15 protein-coding genes and 1 tRNA gene are annotated in these 15,148 nt (G+C 65.0%); 7 read left to right on the plus strand and 9 right to left on the minus strand.

Translation table 11 applies throughout. From position 1 onward, the window contains the following. Window positions 1-64 precede the first annotated feature (64 nt). A complete protein-coding gene (locus JWM94_RS05640) occupies window positions 65-799 on the plus strand; it encodes a glycosyltransferase (RefSeq protein ID WP_299423134.1) in 735 nt (244 codons plus the stop codon). Here JWM94_RS05640 and JWM94_RS05645 read toward each other — a convergent pair. From JWM94_RS05645 to JWM94_RS05660, 4 genes are all read right to left on the minus strand, one after another. Beyond that, window positions 796-1,905 carry a hypothetical protein gene (locus JWM94_RS05645; protein WP_299423138.1) on the minus strand — a complete coding sequence of 370 codons (1,110 nt, stop codon included), beginning with the start codon at window positions 1,903-1,905 and terminating at the stop codon, window positions 796-798. The two genes, JWM94_RS05640 and JWM94_RS05645, sit on opposite strands and share 4 nt — an antisense overlap. 83 nt (window positions 1,906-1,988) lie before the next feature. Next, window positions 1,989-2,315, minus strand: coding sequence for a hypothetical protein (locus JWM94_RS05650; RefSeq protein WP_299423141.1), 327 nt, complete (start codon window positions 2,313-2,315; stop codon window positions 1,989-1,991). Further along, the gene (locus JWM94_RS05655) at window positions 2,312-2,716 is read right to left on the minus strand and encodes a hypothetical protein (protein ID WP_299423144.1); all 405 of its coding nucleotides are present in this window, start codon (window positions 2,714-2,716) and stop codon (window positions 2,312-2,314) included. The genes JWM94_RS05650 and JWM94_RS05655 overlap by 4 nt, the downstream gene beginning before the upstream one ends. 88 nt (window positions 2,717-2,804) lie before the next feature. Next, window positions 2,805-3,347, minus strand: coding sequence for a MarR family transcriptional regulator (locus JWM94_RS05660; RefSeq protein WP_299423147.1), 543 nt, complete (start codon window positions 3,345-3,347; stop codon window positions 2,805-2,807). A 159-nt stretch (window positions 3,348-3,506) separates the two neighbouring features. Here JWM94_RS05660 and JWM94_RS05665 point away from each other — a divergent pair, with 159 nt between their 5' ends. From JWM94_RS05665 to JWM94_RS05675, 3 genes are read left to right on the plus strand one after another with little or no spacing between them, the layout of a single operon-like run. Beyond that, window positions 3,507-4,127 carry a lysoplasmalogenase family protein gene (locus JWM94_RS05665; RefSeq protein WP_299423152.1) on the plus strand — a complete coding sequence of 207 codons (621 nt, stop codon included), beginning with the start codon at window positions 3,507-3,509 and terminating at the stop codon, window positions 4,125-4,127. Further along, window positions 4,102-5,958: an acyltransferase family protein gene (locus JWM94_RS05670; protein ID WP_299423155.1), complete on the plus strand. Its 1,857-nt coding sequence runs from the start codon at window positions 4,102-4,104 to the stop codon at window positions 5,956-5,958. Before JWM94_RS05665 ends, JWM94_RS05670 begins: the two co-directional genes overlap by 26 nt. Further along, window positions 5,955-6,386 carry a DUF488 family protein gene (locus JWM94_RS05675; RefSeq protein ID WP_299423158.1) on the plus strand — a complete coding sequence of 144 codons (432 nt, stop codon included), beginning with the start codon at window positions 5,955-5,957 and terminating at the stop codon, window positions 6,384-6,386. Before JWM94_RS05670 ends, JWM94_RS05675 begins: the two co-directional genes overlap by 4 nt. On the opposite strand, the gene JWM94_RS05680 is transcribed toward JWM94_RS05675, so the two are convergent. From JWM94_RS05680 to gyrA, 3 genes are read right to left on the minus strand one after another with little or no spacing between them, the layout of a single operon-like run. After that, window positions 6,383-7,159, minus strand: a complete 777-nt coding sequence (locus JWM94_RS05680; RefSeq protein WP_299423163.1) for a GDSL-type esterase/lipase family protein — start codon at window positions 7,157-7,159, stop codon at window positions 6,383-6,385. The two genes, JWM94_RS05675 and JWM94_RS05680, sit on opposite strands and share 4 nt — an antisense overlap. Further along, complete coding sequence (locus tag JWM94_RS05685; protein ID WP_299423166.1) at window positions 7,104-7,454, minus strand: DUF952 domain-containing protein; 351 nt, start codon at window positions 7,452-7,454, stop codon at window positions 7,104-7,106. The genes JWM94_RS05680 and JWM94_RS05685 overlap by 56 nt, the downstream gene beginning before the upstream one ends. Beyond that, entirely contained in the window at window positions 7,451-10,183 is a 2,733-nt protein-coding gene (gene gyrA / locus JWM94_RS05690; RefSeq protein ID WP_299423169.1) for a DNA gyrase subunit A, read from the minus strand. The genes JWM94_RS05685 and gyrA overlap by 4 nt, the downstream gene beginning before the upstream one ends. A gap of 231 nt (window positions 10,184-10,414) precedes the next feature. On the opposite strand from gyrA, the gene JWM94_RS05695 reads away from it, so the two are divergent. Then, window positions 10,415-11,692 (plus strand): hypothetical protein, encoded by a 1,278-nt coding sequence (locus tag JWM94_RS05695; RefSeq protein ID WP_299423174.1) that lies wholly within the window; start codon window positions 10,415-10,417, stop codon window positions 11,690-11,692. Window positions 11,693-11,740: 48 nt separating this feature from the next. On the opposite strand, the gene JWM94_RS05700 is transcribed toward JWM94_RS05695, so the two are convergent. Next, window positions 11,741-12,208: an Lrp/AsnC family transcriptional regulator gene (locus JWM94_RS05700; RefSeq protein ID WP_299423178.1), complete on the minus strand. Its 468-nt coding sequence runs from the start codon at window positions 12,206-12,208 to the stop codon at window positions 11,741-11,743. 178 nt (window positions 12,209-12,386) lie between these two features. On the opposite strand from JWM94_RS05700, the gene JWM94_RS05705 reads away from it, so the two are divergent. Both JWM94_RS05705 and JWM94_RS05710 read left to right on the plus strand, forming a co-directional pair. Next, window positions 12,387-14,012, plus strand: coding sequence for a sensor histidine kinase (locus JWM94_RS05705; protein ID WP_367185869.1), 1,626 nt, complete (start codon window positions 12,387-12,389; stop codon window positions 14,010-14,012). A gap of 1 nt (window position 14,013) precedes the next feature. Continuing rightward, the gene (locus JWM94_RS05710; protein ID WP_299423182.1) at window positions 14,014-15,027 is read left to right on the plus strand and encodes a polysaccharide deacetylase family protein; all 1,014 of its coding nucleotides are present in this window, start codon (window positions 14,014-14,016) and stop codon (window positions 15,025-15,027) included. On the opposite strand, the gene JWM94_RS05715 is transcribed toward JWM94_RS05710, so the two are convergent. Then, a tRNA-Ile gene (locus tag JWM94_RS05715) sits at window positions 15,006-15,082 on the minus strand. The genes JWM94_RS05710 and JWM94_RS05715 overlap by 22 nt on opposite strands. Between the last annotated feature and the right edge of the window lie 66 nt (window positions 15,083-15,148).

Here is a 15,148-nt window from a genome sequence, read left to right on the forward strand (position 1 = left end):
GAAGCCGCCGCGGCCGCGTTTATCCTCTGGTCCGAAGGCGGATATTGCGGCACTAGCGGCTGCCATGCCCGCCGAGACTCCTGCAAGGCCGACGATCAGCCTCGTTATTCCCGCCTATAACGAACAGGACTATCTCCCAGCCTGTCTCGACGCGGTGATGGCGAACGTCGCGGGTAAGGCGATGGAGATCATCGTCGTCGACAATAACAGCACCGATGGGACGAAGGCGGTTGCCGAGCGCTATCCCGGTGTGACCTATGTGTTCGAAGCCGAAAAGGGGATCACTCGGGCGCGCCAGCGCGGCTTCCTGACCGCTAGTGGCGACATCATCGCCTATGTCGATGCCGATACGCATCCGCCGGCGGGGTGGATCGAGCAGATCTGGGAGCAATTCGGCAAGAATCCGGAGCTTGCCTGCCTGTCGGGTCCCTACAGTTTCTACGACCTCAACGGTCTGCGCAACGCTGTCTCCGCCGGCTGGTTCGTCGCGGCGCGGCCGCTCTACAGCATCATCGGCTACATGCTGGTCGGCGGCAATTTCGCGATCCGCCGCGATGTGCTGGAGAAGATGGGCGGGTTCGATGCCTCAATCGAATTTTACGGTGAGGACGTCGACATCGCCAAGCGCGCGCAAAAACAGGGCAAGGTGCTGTTCTCGCCGCGCTTCGTCATGCCGACTTCCGGACGGCGGATGAAGAAGCAGGGCTTCATCAAGATGGCGAGCATCTATTTCATCAATTTCTTCTCGATTGTCTTCCGCGGCAAGCCCGCCACCATGGGCTACAAAGACATCCGCTAGGCGACGGGTCGGGGCTTGGCGAAAGACAGATCGGTGCGCGGCAATTGCGCGCGGACGTGATCGGGTAACCGAGCGAGCACCAACTCCCGCGCCTGGCGCCAATAGGCGGCGAGCACCACCAGGAACCCGCCGGTCAGCATCGCGGTGATCGTCATCGTCGTCGATTGCAACGCACCCATCAGCGTCGCGGTCGCTGGCACGACGTAGATCAGACTCGACATCAGCAGCGACCGCCGGTCGATGACCAAGGCGACGAAGCAGAAAAACGCGAACAGGCAGATCACCGCAATCGCCGCGCCGCCATCGGCGGGCTGCGTTGTAAACGCGTTGAGCCGCTCCCAGCCGGCCGATCCGCCGGTCACGCCAAGCAACAGCCGAAAGCTGGCCCCGGCAACCTGATATCCCGCCGCCCAGTGCATCCAGAACGCGATGTCGGCGCGGCGAGTCTCACGGCGCACGTCCGACATGTCCCACCACATCGCGATCGCGAACAGCCACAGCCCGACCAACAGCAGCATGAAGCTGACCACGCCCGCCGATGCATTCGGCGTCAGCAAATGAACGATGTGAACGCCGACGTTCACTGCCGCGACCGCCGCCGTCATATAAGCGAACGGCAGCTTGAACCGCAGCCAGTAGAGCGCACTGATCATCGCGGTGCCGAACGACACGATCAGCGCGCCGAGCGGCGACAACGCCGTCCACCCAAACGGCGAACCGGGCCATCCGCCTGATGCCGGAAACAGGTTGGCCACCGATATCAGCCCGACCAGCGCCGCTACCACGAACGCGCCGAACAGTACGAAACTGGTCAACGTCATCCGGCGCTGGCGCGTGAAATGCTCGGCGAAGGCCCAACTCGCACCCAGCACGATGACGATCGCGAGCAGCGGCAGGAACGCGAAGGCGAACGCGACGCCACCTAGGAGCAGCAACAGCCCGGCGGCGGTCATCACGTCGGCGAGCCCGCCGACCAGCCCGAACCGTTCCTCGTCGGCGAGCGGCGTCTGGCGCTGCTCCGCGCTGAAGTTGCGTAAATCGCGCGCGATTTCCGGCGAGATCACGCCCGATTTTACCGCAGCCTCAAGTTCGACGCTGTCCATCATCGCTCCCGTTTCCAGCCATCTGCCGGAGATTGGGCGAAAAAATCGTTAAGTTGTGCAGGCCGGTCGTTGCCGTGCAGACCCGTTCACACGCCTCCGCCCGAATTGAATACGAAGCCGGCCCACATGATCAGAACAACGATCATCCACAGGGTAACGGCGATCACCGCTCTTGCTGATCGACGCCCGCGGACAATCAGAATTGCCCCCGGAACGAGGGCACCAATCAACACGAACGCCAAAGAACCGTAACGATACCACAGGTCTTGCTGCCAAGATGAATAACCTCCGCTGGCGAATGCCAGCGCTAGCAGTCCCATGAATATGGTGTTGAAGATCGCCAGGGCTGCTGCGCAACCCCAACCCGGCGACATTGAAACGATCACCGGGCTTTCTTTGGTCTCGATCGTCACGCGACGACTTCGCCGCGCAACGCTGCGGCGCGCAGGTTCGCGAGGTTACGGTCGTCGAGCCAGCTGTTCACCTTGCGCCCGAATTGCGCGATCGCGCCCATGTTGAAGAAGTGCATCGCGCCGAGCACCAGCACCGCCAGCCCGACCTTGCTCGACAGGAAGCGGATCGCGCCGCCCATCGTGGTCGGCTCGTCGCCCAGGTTCAGCGTCAGTGTGATGAAGCCGATATTGACGAGATAGAAGCCGACGACCAGCAAGTGATTGGTCGATTTCGCCAGCGTCTCGTTCTGGCCGAAGCATTGCATCAGGAACACGATGCCGTTCTTCGACAAGGTGCGCGCGACCCAGATCGTGATCGCGATGGTGATCAGCAGATAGGCGCCATAGATCGTCTCGATCATCATAACCTCCGTATATTCGGGGATTTCAGGAAAAACAGAAATTATCGGGCGTAAGAACGCGGCGGAGGGTGGGCGTGATCCATCGCCGTCAGCCCTTGCGCTTGCCGGGGATCAGCTTGGCGACTCGGCCGCCAAGTTTCATCAATGTGACGAGCGTCGGTTTGGGCAGCACGCGGACCTGGTCGTACCAGGATGACAGCGTCCAGATGAACTCGTACATCCGCCCGACGCGCTGGCGGACATGCTCGGGCGCCTTCTTGTCGGCGGCGAGTCGCTCGGACAATTCGGCGAGGAGCGCGATGGTCGGGTCGACTTCGCGCCGCTTGCGCTCGGCGGCGATGCGCAGCAGCATTTCCCACAAATCGGTCTCGGCGGCAAAATGGTCGCGGCGGTCGCCCTCGACATGGACGCGGCGGACGATCGAATAGGCCTGCAATTCCTTGAGCGCGGTCGACACGTTCGAGCGGGCCAAGCCGAGCGCGTTGACGATCGTGTCGGCGTCGAGCGGTCGGTCGGAGAGGTAGAGCAGCGCATGAACCTGCGCGACCGAGCGGTTGACGCCCCAGTGCGTCCCCATTTCCCCCCAATGGAGGATGAAGGCCTTGGCATCGGGATGGTCGATCGCGGTCATATCGACTCTTTCTGTAATTTCAGAAATAACTGTTGAGCGATTTGGAGTCAAGCGGTCGATCGGGACTTGCGGCGAAAAGGGAGCTGGCCCATCGTACGCGCCATGTCATCGGCCGCTCCGAAGTTTCCTCTTCTGTTTGTCGCTGCTTTGGTTGCAGGCGTGAGCTATTGGATCGGCGGGCAACACACCGAGCCGGCGCTGTTGCCGATGGCGTGGAAGGGCAGCGGCGTCGGGCTGCTCGCGCTGTGGGCGGCGCTCAACGCGCGCAATCGCGACGGGTGGCAGATTGCGGCCGTGCTGGCGCTTGGCGCGCTGGGGGATGTGGTGCTCGAACGCAGCCAGGCGGGCGGGGGCGGGGCTTTCCTCGCCGGGCACATCGTCGCTGCAGCGCTGTACTGGCGTCATCACCGGATGAAGCGGACGCCAAGCCAGACCGCGCTGGCATTGCTCCTGCTGGTCGGCACGCCGCTGATCGCATTCCTGCTTCCCGCCGATCGCGCCGCCGCACCGCTGATCGCGGTGTACGCGCTCGGACTAGGGGCGATGGCGGGCAGTGCCTGGGCGAGCACCTTTCCGCGTTATCGCCTTGGGATCGGTGCCGTGATGTTCGCGGCATCCGACCTGCTGATATTCGCAAAGCTGGGGCCGCTAGCCGCATCGCCGTTGCTACACTTGCTGATCTGGCCGCTCTATTTCGGCGGGCAGGCGTTGATAGCCTGGGGCGCGGTGACGACGTTACTGCGGTGGAAAGCGGATGAGGAACTCCACCATCGCCTTTGAAGCAGCGTCAGGGGGCAGCGAGAGCAGCAAGCCGGGCTATCGCGCGGATATCGATGGACTACGCGCGCTTGCGATCCTGCCCGTGGTCTGGTTCCACAGCGGCTTGCCCGGCGCGTCCGGCGGCTTTGTCGGAGTCGATATATTCTTCGTCATCTCGGGCTATCTGATCACCCGGATCATCAGCGGCGATCTAGCCACGGGGTCGTTCAGCTTCGGCCATTTCTATCGCCGCCGGTTTCGCCGCATCGCCCCGGCGCTCGTGGTCGTCCTGATCTTTACCCTTGCGGTCGGGTATCTGTTGATGGTCCCCGACGAACTGGTGAAGCAGTGTCGATCGGCCATCGCCGCGCTGGCGATGATCCCCAACATCTTTTTCGCCTACGTCGGCGGCGGCGATTATTTCGCCATCGCGAAGCGGGCACCGCCGCCCTTGCTCCACACCTGGTCGTTGGGCATCGAAGAGCAGTTCTACCTGATCTTCCCGCTGTTCCTGATGATCGCCGCGCGTTTTCGTGTCGTGCGCCCGGCGATCGTGTTGGTTGTGGTCCTGTCCTTCGCGCTGTGCGTGATCGGCACGACGCGCGCGCCCATAGCGACATTCTATCTTCTGCCTGGGCGCGCCTGGGAGCTGGGCTTGGGCGCGATGCTGGCGGTCGAGACGATCGCCGTGCCAGCGCGCTTGCGGGCGGCGGCTTCCGTCATCGGAATCGCGATGATCGCGGCGAGCATCGCGCTGTTGGAGGGTCAAGGCGTGTCGCCGTTGTGGGCCGTAGCGGCCCCGGCGGTCGGCGCGATGTTGTTGATCGGCAGCGGGCCCGGCGCACCGGTCAATCGCGCGCTGGGATTGTCGCCGTTCGTTTGGGTCGGCCGGATCAGCTATTCGCTGTATTTGTGGCACTGGCCGATCTTCGCCTTCCTGCAGCGATGGTGGATCGACGACAAACTGCCCGTTGCCTGGTCGCTCGCGGGGATCGCTGTCTCGATCGCAATGGCCTGGATCACCTACCGCTGGGTCGAACAGCCGGCGCGGCGCGGCACCGTCCGGTTTGGCGCGGTGGCAGCGATAGTGGCGGGAGGCGCCGCAGTCGTCACCGCCATCGCCGTCGTCGGCCTGATTTGGGCAGGTGTACCCGAGCGTTTCACGCCGCGCGCTCGCGTCATGCTGGCGCAAGCTGACGACTACGCACCACTGGCCCGCAAGTGCTTTCATACCGCATTCGCTGACATCGACGGCAAGTGCTTGGTGGGACGCGGATTGCCGACCGCCTTGATCTGGGGCGACAGCCATGCGGCAACCGATTCGGCCGGGATTGCCGCCGCACTGGGCGTTCCGAGCGCCGTAGTTTCGAGTGGGGGTTGCCCACCGGTAATCGATCCGTCGGCGGGAGTGAGCGAGGGTTGCGCCAAACGCAACCGCGCGATTCTGGCATGGCTTCAGCAACGGCCGCACATCACCACAATTGTCCTTACGGCGCTGTGGCACAGCTATGAAATGAGCGGTCGCGAGCGGCTCTGGCGCGGAGTTCAATCGATCGTCACAGCGCTGGGCGGCCGGCGGATCATCGTGCTGGCTGGCGTACCGTACCCCGGCGTCGATGTGCCGACCGACAGCGCGATACGCGAGCAATGGGGGCGTCCACCGCTGCGGTTCGACTGCCCGCCCGCGCGCGTGCCGTTGAGCGGGGTGATGGTGGTGGATCTATCCACCGCGTTTTGCGCCTATCCCGAACCTTGGCGGCTGTTCGTCGATCGTAACCATGCGAGCATGACCGCCAACCGAGCGGTCATCGCGCCGGTGCTTGCGGCGGCGTTGGCGGGGAGTAGACAATGACGATCTTCACCATCGGCTATGAGGCTACGACGATGGACGCGTTCCTGACCGCGTTGAAGGATGCGGGCGTCGAACAAGTCATCGACGTCCGCGCGCTCCCGCTGTCGCGCCGTCCGGGATTTTCGAAGAATTCGCTCGCCGCAACGTTGAAGGAGGCGGGGATCGGCTATGTTCATCTCAAGGCGCTCGGTACGCCCAAGCCGGGCCGTGATGCCGCCAAGAAAGGCGACTGGCGGACGATGGAGGCGGTCTATGCCGGCCAGCTCGAACTGCCCGAGGCGCAGGCCGAAGCCGCGAAGATGCGCGATTTGGCGGCGGAAAAGCCCTCCGCCCTGTTATGCTTCGAACGCGACCCGCGTCATTGCCACCGCACGATGCTGTTGCGTGAGGAAGGGGCGGGGGCGGAGGTCGTGGATTTGATCCCCTAGCGCGCGAGCGCCTTTGCGATCGCTGCCTCGGCAATCGGCCGCATGATCGCATAGCCGGCTTTGTTGGGATGGACACCGTCACGCGACAGCCTCGCGGGCATGCCGCCGTCGCTCTCAGCCATCGCCGTATAATAATCGGCGTAGGTGAAGCCGCGTCGATCGGCATAATCGTGCAGCCAGCGATTGAGCGTCGCAATCGCGACCGCCGGCCGCTTTTCCTTTTTCCAGCCGAAGACTCTTGCGGGCAGCACCGACCCGATCACGACGCGGATACCGGCGGCGCGCGCATGTTCGGCCATGTTGCGAATGACGTTCTCGGTCCATTCGAGCGTCATTGCGCCGGTGTTACCGGCAATGTCGTTGGTCCCCGCTATGACATGAACAACGCGTGGGTGGAGCCGCAGCACGTCGGGGGTGAACCGGTCGAGTATCTGCGGGCTGGTCTGCCCACTAATCCCGCGATCGACGCGTCCGGGCCCGAAGAATGACGGGTCGGCGATCGCCCAGCCTTCGGTGATCGAATCGCCCATGAACACGACATCGATCTTCGTCTTGGCCGCGATCAGCCGCTCATTGTCGGCGCGATAGCGGCATTCCCACGCCCAATCGCCCTCGCGCGCCCATTTGCCGTCGGCCGGACAGCCGTTGGGCATGGCAGGACGATATTGCGATGCAGCCCGCCCCGTGCTCGCGCCGAGCAGCGCCAGCGCGGCTAGACTAACCGGCCACCGGTAGCCGGACAGTACCATCGTCGTCGCGCTCCAGCGGGCCATAGGCGATCACTATCTCGAGCGGCATCGCGCCGTAGATATGCGGAAAAAGCGCGCCGCCGCGCGATTCCTCCCACTTCACCGCACCGCCGAGTGCTTCCAGGTCGATCGCGGCGACCGACAGATCGGTCTGTCCGGCGAAATGCTTGTCGACCGTTTCGGTCAACTGCGCCGCGGTCGACAGGTGGATGTACCCGTCGGCCAGATCGACCGGCGCACCCGCAAACGTATCGGCCTCGAGCGCGTGCATCTGATCGGCGGTCAGCACCTTGTACGCGACGAGCGGCCGATCGGTCACGCCTCGGTCTCGCCGCCTTCTGGGGTAGCGTCATCGGGCAATTCACCCTCGACTACCTCTTCCTCGTCGCTTTCCTCGATTTTCGCGGCGGACACGACATGCTCGTCGTCGGCGACGTTGAACAGCTTCACGCCGGCCGAATTGCGCCCGATCACCCGCATCGAATCGAGCGCCATGCGGATCAGCTTGGCCTGGTCGGTGACCAGCATCAGCTGATCGCCCTTCGTCGCCGGGAAACTGGCGACGACCGGGCCGTTACGCTTAATGTTGTCGATGTTGGTGATGCCCTGACCACCGCGCCCGGTGCGGCGATACTCGTACGCCGAGGACAGCTTGCCGTAGCCATTGCCGCAGACCGTAAGGATGAACTGCTCGCGCTCGCCCAGATAGGCGAAGCGTTCGTCGTCCATCTTGCGCGGCGCGCGGACGCCTTCGGTATCCTCGGCCTTCCATGCGGCGTGGCGGAGATAATCTTCGCGTTCTTCCTGATCCGCGACGCCGACCTTGTGCAGGATCGACAGCGAAATCACTTCGTCGCCCTTGCTCAGCCGCATGCCGCGAACGCCGGTCGAATCGCGGCTCTGGAACTCGCGTACCTCGGTGCCGGTGAAGCGGATCGCCTTGCCCTGGCGAGTCGCCAGCAGCACGTCGTCCTCGGCATCGAGCAGCGCGACGCCGATCAGCCGGTCGTCCTCGTCGACGCCTTCGAACTTCATCGCGATCTTGCCGGCAGTGCGGATGCTGGCGAAGGCATCCATCGAATTGCGCCGCACGCTGCCCTTGGCGGTGGCGAACATGACGTGGAGCTTGCCCCATTCATTTTCGTCCTCGGGCAACGGCAAGACGGTGGAGATCGTCTCTCCCTCGGCCAGCGGCAGCAGGTTGATCATCGGTCGCCCGCGAGTTGCCGGCCCGCCCTCGGGTAGCCGCCAGACCTTCATCCGGTATACGCGGCCGAGCGTCGAGAAGAACAGCACCGGCGTGTGCGTGCTGGTAACGAATAGTTCGGTGACCGCGTCCTCGTCCTTGGTCGCCATCCCGGCGCGGCCCTTGCCGCCGCGATGCTGCGCGCGGAACGTGTCGAGGCTGGTGCGCTTGATATACCCCTGCACGGTGACGGTGACGACCATCTCCTCGCGCTCGATCAGATCCTCGTCGTCGATCCCGTCGGCGGCGTTGGCGATCTCGCTGCGGCGCGGCGTCGCGAACAATGCGCGGACTTCGACCAGTTCCTCGCGCATAACTTCGTAAAGCTTGGCGCGGTCGGCGAGGATCGCGAGCAGTTCGGCGATCGAATCGGCCAGCGTCTTGAGCTCGCCGCCGATCTCGTCGCGACCGAGCGCGGTCAGGCGATGCAGCCGCAGGTCGAGGATCGCGCGGACCTGAAGGTCGGACAGGCGATAGATGTCGCCGGTGATCTCGGCTTCGACCGCTTCGACCAGCTTGATGTACTGCGCGATCTCGGCGATCGGCCATTCGCGCATGAGCAACGCGTTGCGCGCTTCTGCCGGGCTCGCCGACCCGCGGATGATGCGCACGACCTCGTCGAGGTTGGTGACCGCGATGACCAGCCCGAGCAACAAATGCGCCCGGTCGCGCGCCTTCGCGAGCTCGAACTTGGCGCGGCGCGTGATGACCTGTTCGCGGAACTGGATGAACGCCTGGATGAAATCGCGCAGGTTGAGCAATTCGGGCCGCCCGCCGCGGATCGCCAGCATGTTCGCCGGGAACGACCCTTGCGCCGGTGTGTGCCGCCACAATTGGTTGAGCACCACCTCCGGAGTCGCATCGCGCTTCAGGTCGATGACGACGCGCACGCCCTTGCGGCTCGATTCGTCGCGAATGTCGGCGACGCCTTCGATCCGCTTGTCCTTGGCGGCTTCGGCGATCTTTTCGACCAGCGCGTTCTTTCCCTGCTGATAGGGAATTTCGGTGAGTACGATCGAGCGCCGGTCGCCGCGCCCTTCCTCGATCTCGTAGCGTGAGCGCAGGACGATCGATCCGCGCCCGGTCTCGTACGCCGATCGCGCGCCGCTGCGCCCCAGGATGATAGCGCCGGTCGGGAAATCGGGACTGGGGACGATCTCCATCAATTCCTCGGTCGTGATCGCGCCATTGTCCATGTACGCGAGGCACGCGTCGATCACTTCGCCCAGATTGTGCGGCGGGATGTTGGTCGCCATGCCGACCGCGATTCCGCCGGCGCCGTTGACCAGCAAATTGGGGAAGCGCGCGGGCAGCACCGACGGTTCGTTTTCCGACCCGTCGTAGTTCGGGACGAAATCGACCGTGTCCTTGTCGAGATCCTCCATCAGGAACCCGGCCGACCTGGCGAGCCGCGCCTCGGTGTAGCGCATCGCGGCGGCGGGGTCGGGGTCCATCGACCCGAAATTGCCCTGACCGTCGATCAGCGGCAGCCGCATCGCCCAGTCCTGGGTCATGCGCGCCAGCGCTTCGTAGATCGAGCTGTCGCCGTGCGGGTGATACTTACCGATCACGTCGCCGACGATGCGCGCCGACTTGCGGTACGGGCGGTTGTAGAAGAATCCGCTTTCCTGCGCGGAGAACAGGATGCGGCGGTGGACCGGCTTCAACCCGTCGCGCACGTCGGGCAGCGCGCGCGCGACGATCACGCTCATCGCATAGTCGAGGTAGCTCGTTTTCATCTCCTCGACGATGGAGATGGGGGTAATGTCCGAAGGGTCGGCGAGGATCGTCTCGTCGGTCAATTTAGCGGTGCTTTCAGGTGATGTTGCGGATGTGTGACGGTATAGGCGCTCCGGCTGTCGATGTCACGCGTGCGCGCGGGTACGCGCGCGAGGAAATCGGGCGCCCGGCAGACGCACCATTCAATCCGCGTTCAGCCCGAATCGGTCATTCGCCCGCCATGCGCCTTGAACGTCGGACGCGCGCTGATTAGAGCGGTAGCGAAGGGCCGGGCGCCCCATGAGGAGAGTTTGATGAAGAGGATTTCGACCGCCGTGCTGACTGCGGCCCTGGCCACGATGGCCGGCGTGACGTTCGCGCCCGCGGCTTTCGCCAAGAAGGAGGAAGCCAAGCCGGCCGGCAATACGGTCAGCAAGGAAGTCGGCCTGGCCGTCGAGAAGGCGAAGGCCGCCTCCGCGGCCAAGGATATCGTCGCGCTGGAAGCTGCGGTTGTCGAGGTCGAGACCGCGGCGAAGACCGATTACGAAAAGTATCTCGGCTCCTACCTGCGCTATGCTTTGGTGTCGGAAAAGATCGGCAGAGCCTCGACGGGCACCAACGGCGCGTTCGATCCGACGCCTATGATCGCGCCGCTCGACGCGCTGATCGCCAATGCCAACACGCCAGCGGACATGCGGCCCAAATTCGAGTTCAGCCGCGCGACGATCGCCTATGACCAGAAGAACTGGGCGCTCGCGACGCAATTGTTCACCGCCGCGCAGACCCACGGATCGACCGAAGCCAATCTGCCGCTGTATCTCGCCAAGACCAAGATTCAGGGCGGCAACGTTGCTGGCGGGATGGCCGATTTCGACAGCCTGTACGCAAGCGGTAAGCCGCAGAGCGAGGATTTGTACCGGTACGCGATCGACCAATCGAGCCGGGCCGGACTCAAGGCCGATACGCTCAAGTGGCTGCAACGATGGGTCACGACGTATCCGAGCGCTGCGACATGGCGCAACGCGATCCTGTTCTACGGGATCAGCGCCAAGCCGGTCGCCAAGCTCGACAAGCGCCAGCAGATCGATCTGTTCCGGTTGATGCGCCAGACCAAGGCGCTGGCCGACCAGACCGATTACGAGCAATACGCCCAATATGTGACCGATGTGGGCCTGCCGGACGAAGCCAAGCTGGTGATCGATGAAGGCAAGGCGACAGGCAAGATTCCTGCGGTGCCGAGCGTCACCGTCAAGGAACTGGCGGCGATGGCCGGCAGGGCGATCATAGCCGAGGGATCGTTCGACGCGCTCGAGCGCAAGGCGGCGGCGTCGCCGACCGGTCCGCTCTCGGCGCAGACCGCCGACGCCTATCTCGGCCGGTCCGATTACGCCAAGTCGATCGCGCTGTATCGCCAGGCGCTCGCCAAGGGCGGGGTCAATGCCGATGAGGTCAACACGCATCTCGGCATCGCTTTGGCGATGTCGGGCGACAAAGCCGGCGCCAAGACCGCGTTCAGCGCAGTTACCGGCGCGCCGCGGAGCGAGATTGCCGCGTTCTGGATGATCTGGCTCGACCATCCGCCGACGAACTGAGCGAAGGCACCGGGTTATCGAGGGGCGGCCAGCGATGGTCGCCCCTTTTTATTCCTCGCCGACCGGGATCCCCGGCTGATGCTTCGAGGTCCGGATCGTCAGCGAGGTCTTGACGCTGGCGACGTTGGGCGCGGGGGTCAGGTGCGTGGTCAGGATATCCTGAAACGCCTTGAGATCGCTCGCGACGATCTTCAGGATGAAGTCGATTTCGCCGTTGAGCATGTGGCATTCGCGGATTTCCGGGATCGTCGCGACGTGCGCCTCGAACGCCGCCAGATCGCGCTCGGCCTGGCTGCGCAGGCTGACCATCGCGAACACCGTAATCGGATACCCCAGGATCGCCGCGTCGAGTTCGGCATGATAGCCCTGGATCGCGCCGCCCTCCTCCAGCGCGCGCACCCGGCGCAGACACGGCGGCGCGGTCAACCCGACGCGGTCGGCGAGGTCGACATTGGTCATCCGTCCATCGGCCTGGAGCAGCGACAATATCTGCCGGTCGATCCGATCCAACGCCATTCTGCACTCTCCGGATTTTTTCGGCGCGCTTCGCCGTCCCTCAGCATAATATAATTGCGGGCTTACGCAATCGTCCCACATTGCGACGCGCCAAAATGGGCCGTTTGAAGCGGGGGTTTGTGCGGTTAAGGAATCGTTACGGCGCGGATCGGCGCGTCGTCCAACTTAGCGGGGTTCCTTGCGCTTCGACGACAGCCTCGACACGGTTCTGGGCGCCGACATGGCGACGCCGTTCGGCGCGCAGTCGGCGTGGCGACAGATCACCGATTTGATCGGGCGGGGACGGGTGACCGATACGCCGGAAGCGTTGGACCGGCTGCGCGCTATTCGCGCGCTGGTGCCGCCGCAGGTTCGTGCCGCGAGCGCGCGTAGCCTAGCGTTCGCCACACCGCCCGCGGGGCTGGTGCGGCTGTTCGCCGAGGACGATCCGGCGATCGCCGCGCCGATCCTGTCGACCGCGCGGCTCGACGCCAGCGATTGGCTGGCGATGATCCCCGACCTGCCCCCCGCATCGCGCTCGTTGCTCCGCCATCGCCGCGATCTTCCGGCGCGGGCGGTGCGCGCGCTCGACAGCTATGGGGCGTCCGATTTCGCGTTGCCGCGGCCCGACGGAGTCGCGCCGGACATTCCCGCCGCAGGGCGCCGCGCGGTCCCGGCCAACGATCCCGCGCCGGTCGATCCGACCGGGCCGTTCGTGATCGCCGAACTGGTCGCCAGACTCGACGCGTATCAGCGCAATCACGGCGACCTCAATCGCCCGCCACGCCCGATTATCGGTGACCCAGACGCGCCCGCCGAGCATTTCTGTTTTGAAACCGATGCCAGCGGGACGATCCGCTGGGTCGATGGCATCCCGCGCGAGCCGTTGATCGGCGTGTTGCTCGGCGCCAGTTCGGCGCAAGTCGATGGCATCGTGACCGGCGCGTTCCGTCGCCGAGCACCGTTCGCCAATGCACGGTTGGTGGTGACGGGCAACTCGGCCGCTGGCGGTGACTGGCAAATGTCGGCGACGCCCGCGTTCGAGCCGTCGAGCGGCCGCTTTACCGGGTATCGCGGTGTCGCCCGCCGCCCGCGCGCCGACGAGCGCGCCGAACCGATCCGCGCGAGCCAGCCCACCGCAGAAGCGTTTCGCGCGCTGGTCCACGAACTGCGCACACCGACCAACGCGATTTCGGGCTTTGCCGAGATGATCGAAGCGCAAGTGCTCGGACCGACGCCCGAGGTATATCGTGACATGGCCGTCGCGATCCGTGGTAACACGCGCGAGCTACTCGATGCGATCGAAGACGTCGATACCGCCGCGCGGCTCGACCAGCAGGCACTGGTGTTGCGTCCCGGTGTGGTTGCGGTTGCCGGCTTGCTCTCGCGCGCCGCCGCCGACCTCGAACCGCTGATGCGGCTGCGGAAATCGGCGATCGATATCGGTTTGGGGCGGGAAGACCTGAGCATCGCGGGTGACGAGATCGCTGTCGGGCGAATCGTCAGCCGGTTGATGGGGCTGGTCGTCGCAGCGAGCGGGCAGGGCGAGCACCTTGCTGTCGGCGCGCGCGCGGAAGGCGAGATGGTCGCGCTGACGATAGACCGCCCGCGCGCGTTCGCGGCGCATCCCGGCGACGCGTTGTTCACGCTCGACAGCGAGGATCCGGGGGAGGGCGCTAGTTTGCTCGGCGCCGGATTCGCGCTGCGGCTGGCGCGCCGGCTCGCGGTCGAGCTCGGCGGCGGTCTGACGATTGGCGAGGATCGCTTGACATTGCGCCTGCCGGCGGCGTTGGATCACGACGTGGGGCAGCTTTCTTCCAACTGACGTGACGCACAAGTCCGCCCCGGAACCCGGCTTCCGCCCGCAACCGCCCGCCGATCTGATCGCCTGGGCCTCCGATTTCGGCACGCGCTTCGTGGTGTTCGTCGATGTCGAGGAGGAGTTCGACTGGAACGGGTCGCTGTCGCGCGACAACCGCTCGGTCGAGGCGGTGGGCGCTCTGCCCGATGCGCATGCGCGCTTTGCCGCCGCGGGCGTGCCGCTGGCGCTGATGCTCGACCATCCGGTCGCGGCCGATGCCAGGGCGATCGACTTGATCGGGCCGTTGCTCACCGGCGGCAGCGTGGTCGGCGCGCAGCTTCACCCATGGGTCACGCCGCCGTTCGACGAAGCGCTGACGCCGCGCAACAGCTTTGCGGGCAACCTGCCGCGCGAACTGGAGGCGGCGAAGCTCGACGCGCTGACGGACGCGATCGCCACCGCGTTCGGGGCGAGGCCGACTGCGTATCGCGCCGGACGCTACGGGATCGGTCTCAACACCTTCGACTTGCTCGCCGAGCGCGGCTACCGTCTCGACAGCTCGATGCGACCGGGGTTCGACTATGCGCCCCAGGGCGGCCCCGATTTCGGCGCGGTCGGCAATCATGCGTTTGATTTCGGCGGGTTGATCGAGCTGCCCTCTACGACAGTGTTTACCGGGCTGGCGCGGGGCGGGGGTATGGGTCTGTATCGAGCGGGTGGGCGCATGCCAAAAGGGCGCGCATTGCTCGCGCGCACGCGCTTGCTCCAGCGCATTCCGCTGACCCCCGAAGGCATCCCGGTCGCCGAGGCGCTGGAGGCAGTGCGCGTCGCGGTCGGCAATGATCTTCGCGTGCTCAGCTTCGCGTTCCATTCGCCGTCACTGGCTCCGGGGCACACGCCGTACGTGCGCGACGCAGCCGACTTGCGGTCGTTCTGGGATTGGTGGGATCGCGTGCTGGCCGAACTGAACCGGTTGCGCGTGCGGCCGTGCGGGTTGGCGGAATTGATCGAAGCGGCTGGTGGGCCCGGCAGGACTTGAACCCGCAACCTAACCGTTATGAGCGGTCAGCTCTAACCAATTGAGCTACAGGCCCCTACCAGCGGGCGCCGCGATAGCGGAGGCGTTGCACGGCTGGCAAGCGCCTGTTGCAGATCACGGA

It is taken from the genome of Sphingomonas bacterium (assembly GCF_028289855.1).
GTDB lineage: Bacteria > Pseudomonadota > Alphaproteobacteria > Sphingomonadales > Sphingomonadaceae > Sphingomonas.

Excerpts from the sequence above, each read along its gene's own strand:
- JWM94_RS05640 (WP_299423134.1), top strand. The coding sequence starts at position 65 with ATGCCCGCCGAGACTCCTGCAAGGCCGACGATCAGCCTCGTTATTCCC.
- JWM94_RS05645 (WP_299423138.1), bottom strand. The coding sequence starts at position 1,905 with ATGATGGACAGCGTCGAACTTGAGGCTGCGGTAAAATCGGGCGTGATC.
- JWM94_RS05655 (WP_299423144.1), bottom strand. The coding sequence starts at position 2,716 with ATGATCGAGACGATCTATGGCGCCTATCTGCTGATCACCATCGCGATC.
- JWM94_RS05660 (WP_299423147.1), bottom strand. The coding sequence starts at position 3,347 with ATGACCGCGATCGACCATCCCGATGCCAAGGCCTTCATCCTCCATTGG.
- JWM94_RS05670 (WP_299423155.1), top strand. The coding sequence starts at position 4,102 with ATGAGGAACTCCACCATCGCCTTTGAAGCAGCGTCAGGGGGCAGCGAG.
- JWM94_RS05675 (WP_299423158.1), top strand. The coding sequence starts at position 5,955 with ATGACGATCTTCACCATCGGCTATGAGGCTACGACGATGGACGCGTTC.
- JWM94_RS05680 (WP_299423163.1), bottom strand. The coding sequence starts at position 7,159 with ATGGCCCGCTGGAGCGCGACGACGATGGTACTGTCCGGCTACCGGTGG.
- JWM94_RS05695 (WP_299423174.1), top strand. The coding sequence starts at position 10,415 with ATGAAGAGGATTTCGACCGCCGTGCTGACTGCGGCCCTGGCCACGATG.
- JWM94_RS05700 (WP_299423178.1), bottom strand. The coding sequence starts at position 12,208 with ATGGCGTTGGATCGGATCGACCGGCAGATATTGTCGCTGCTCCAGGCC.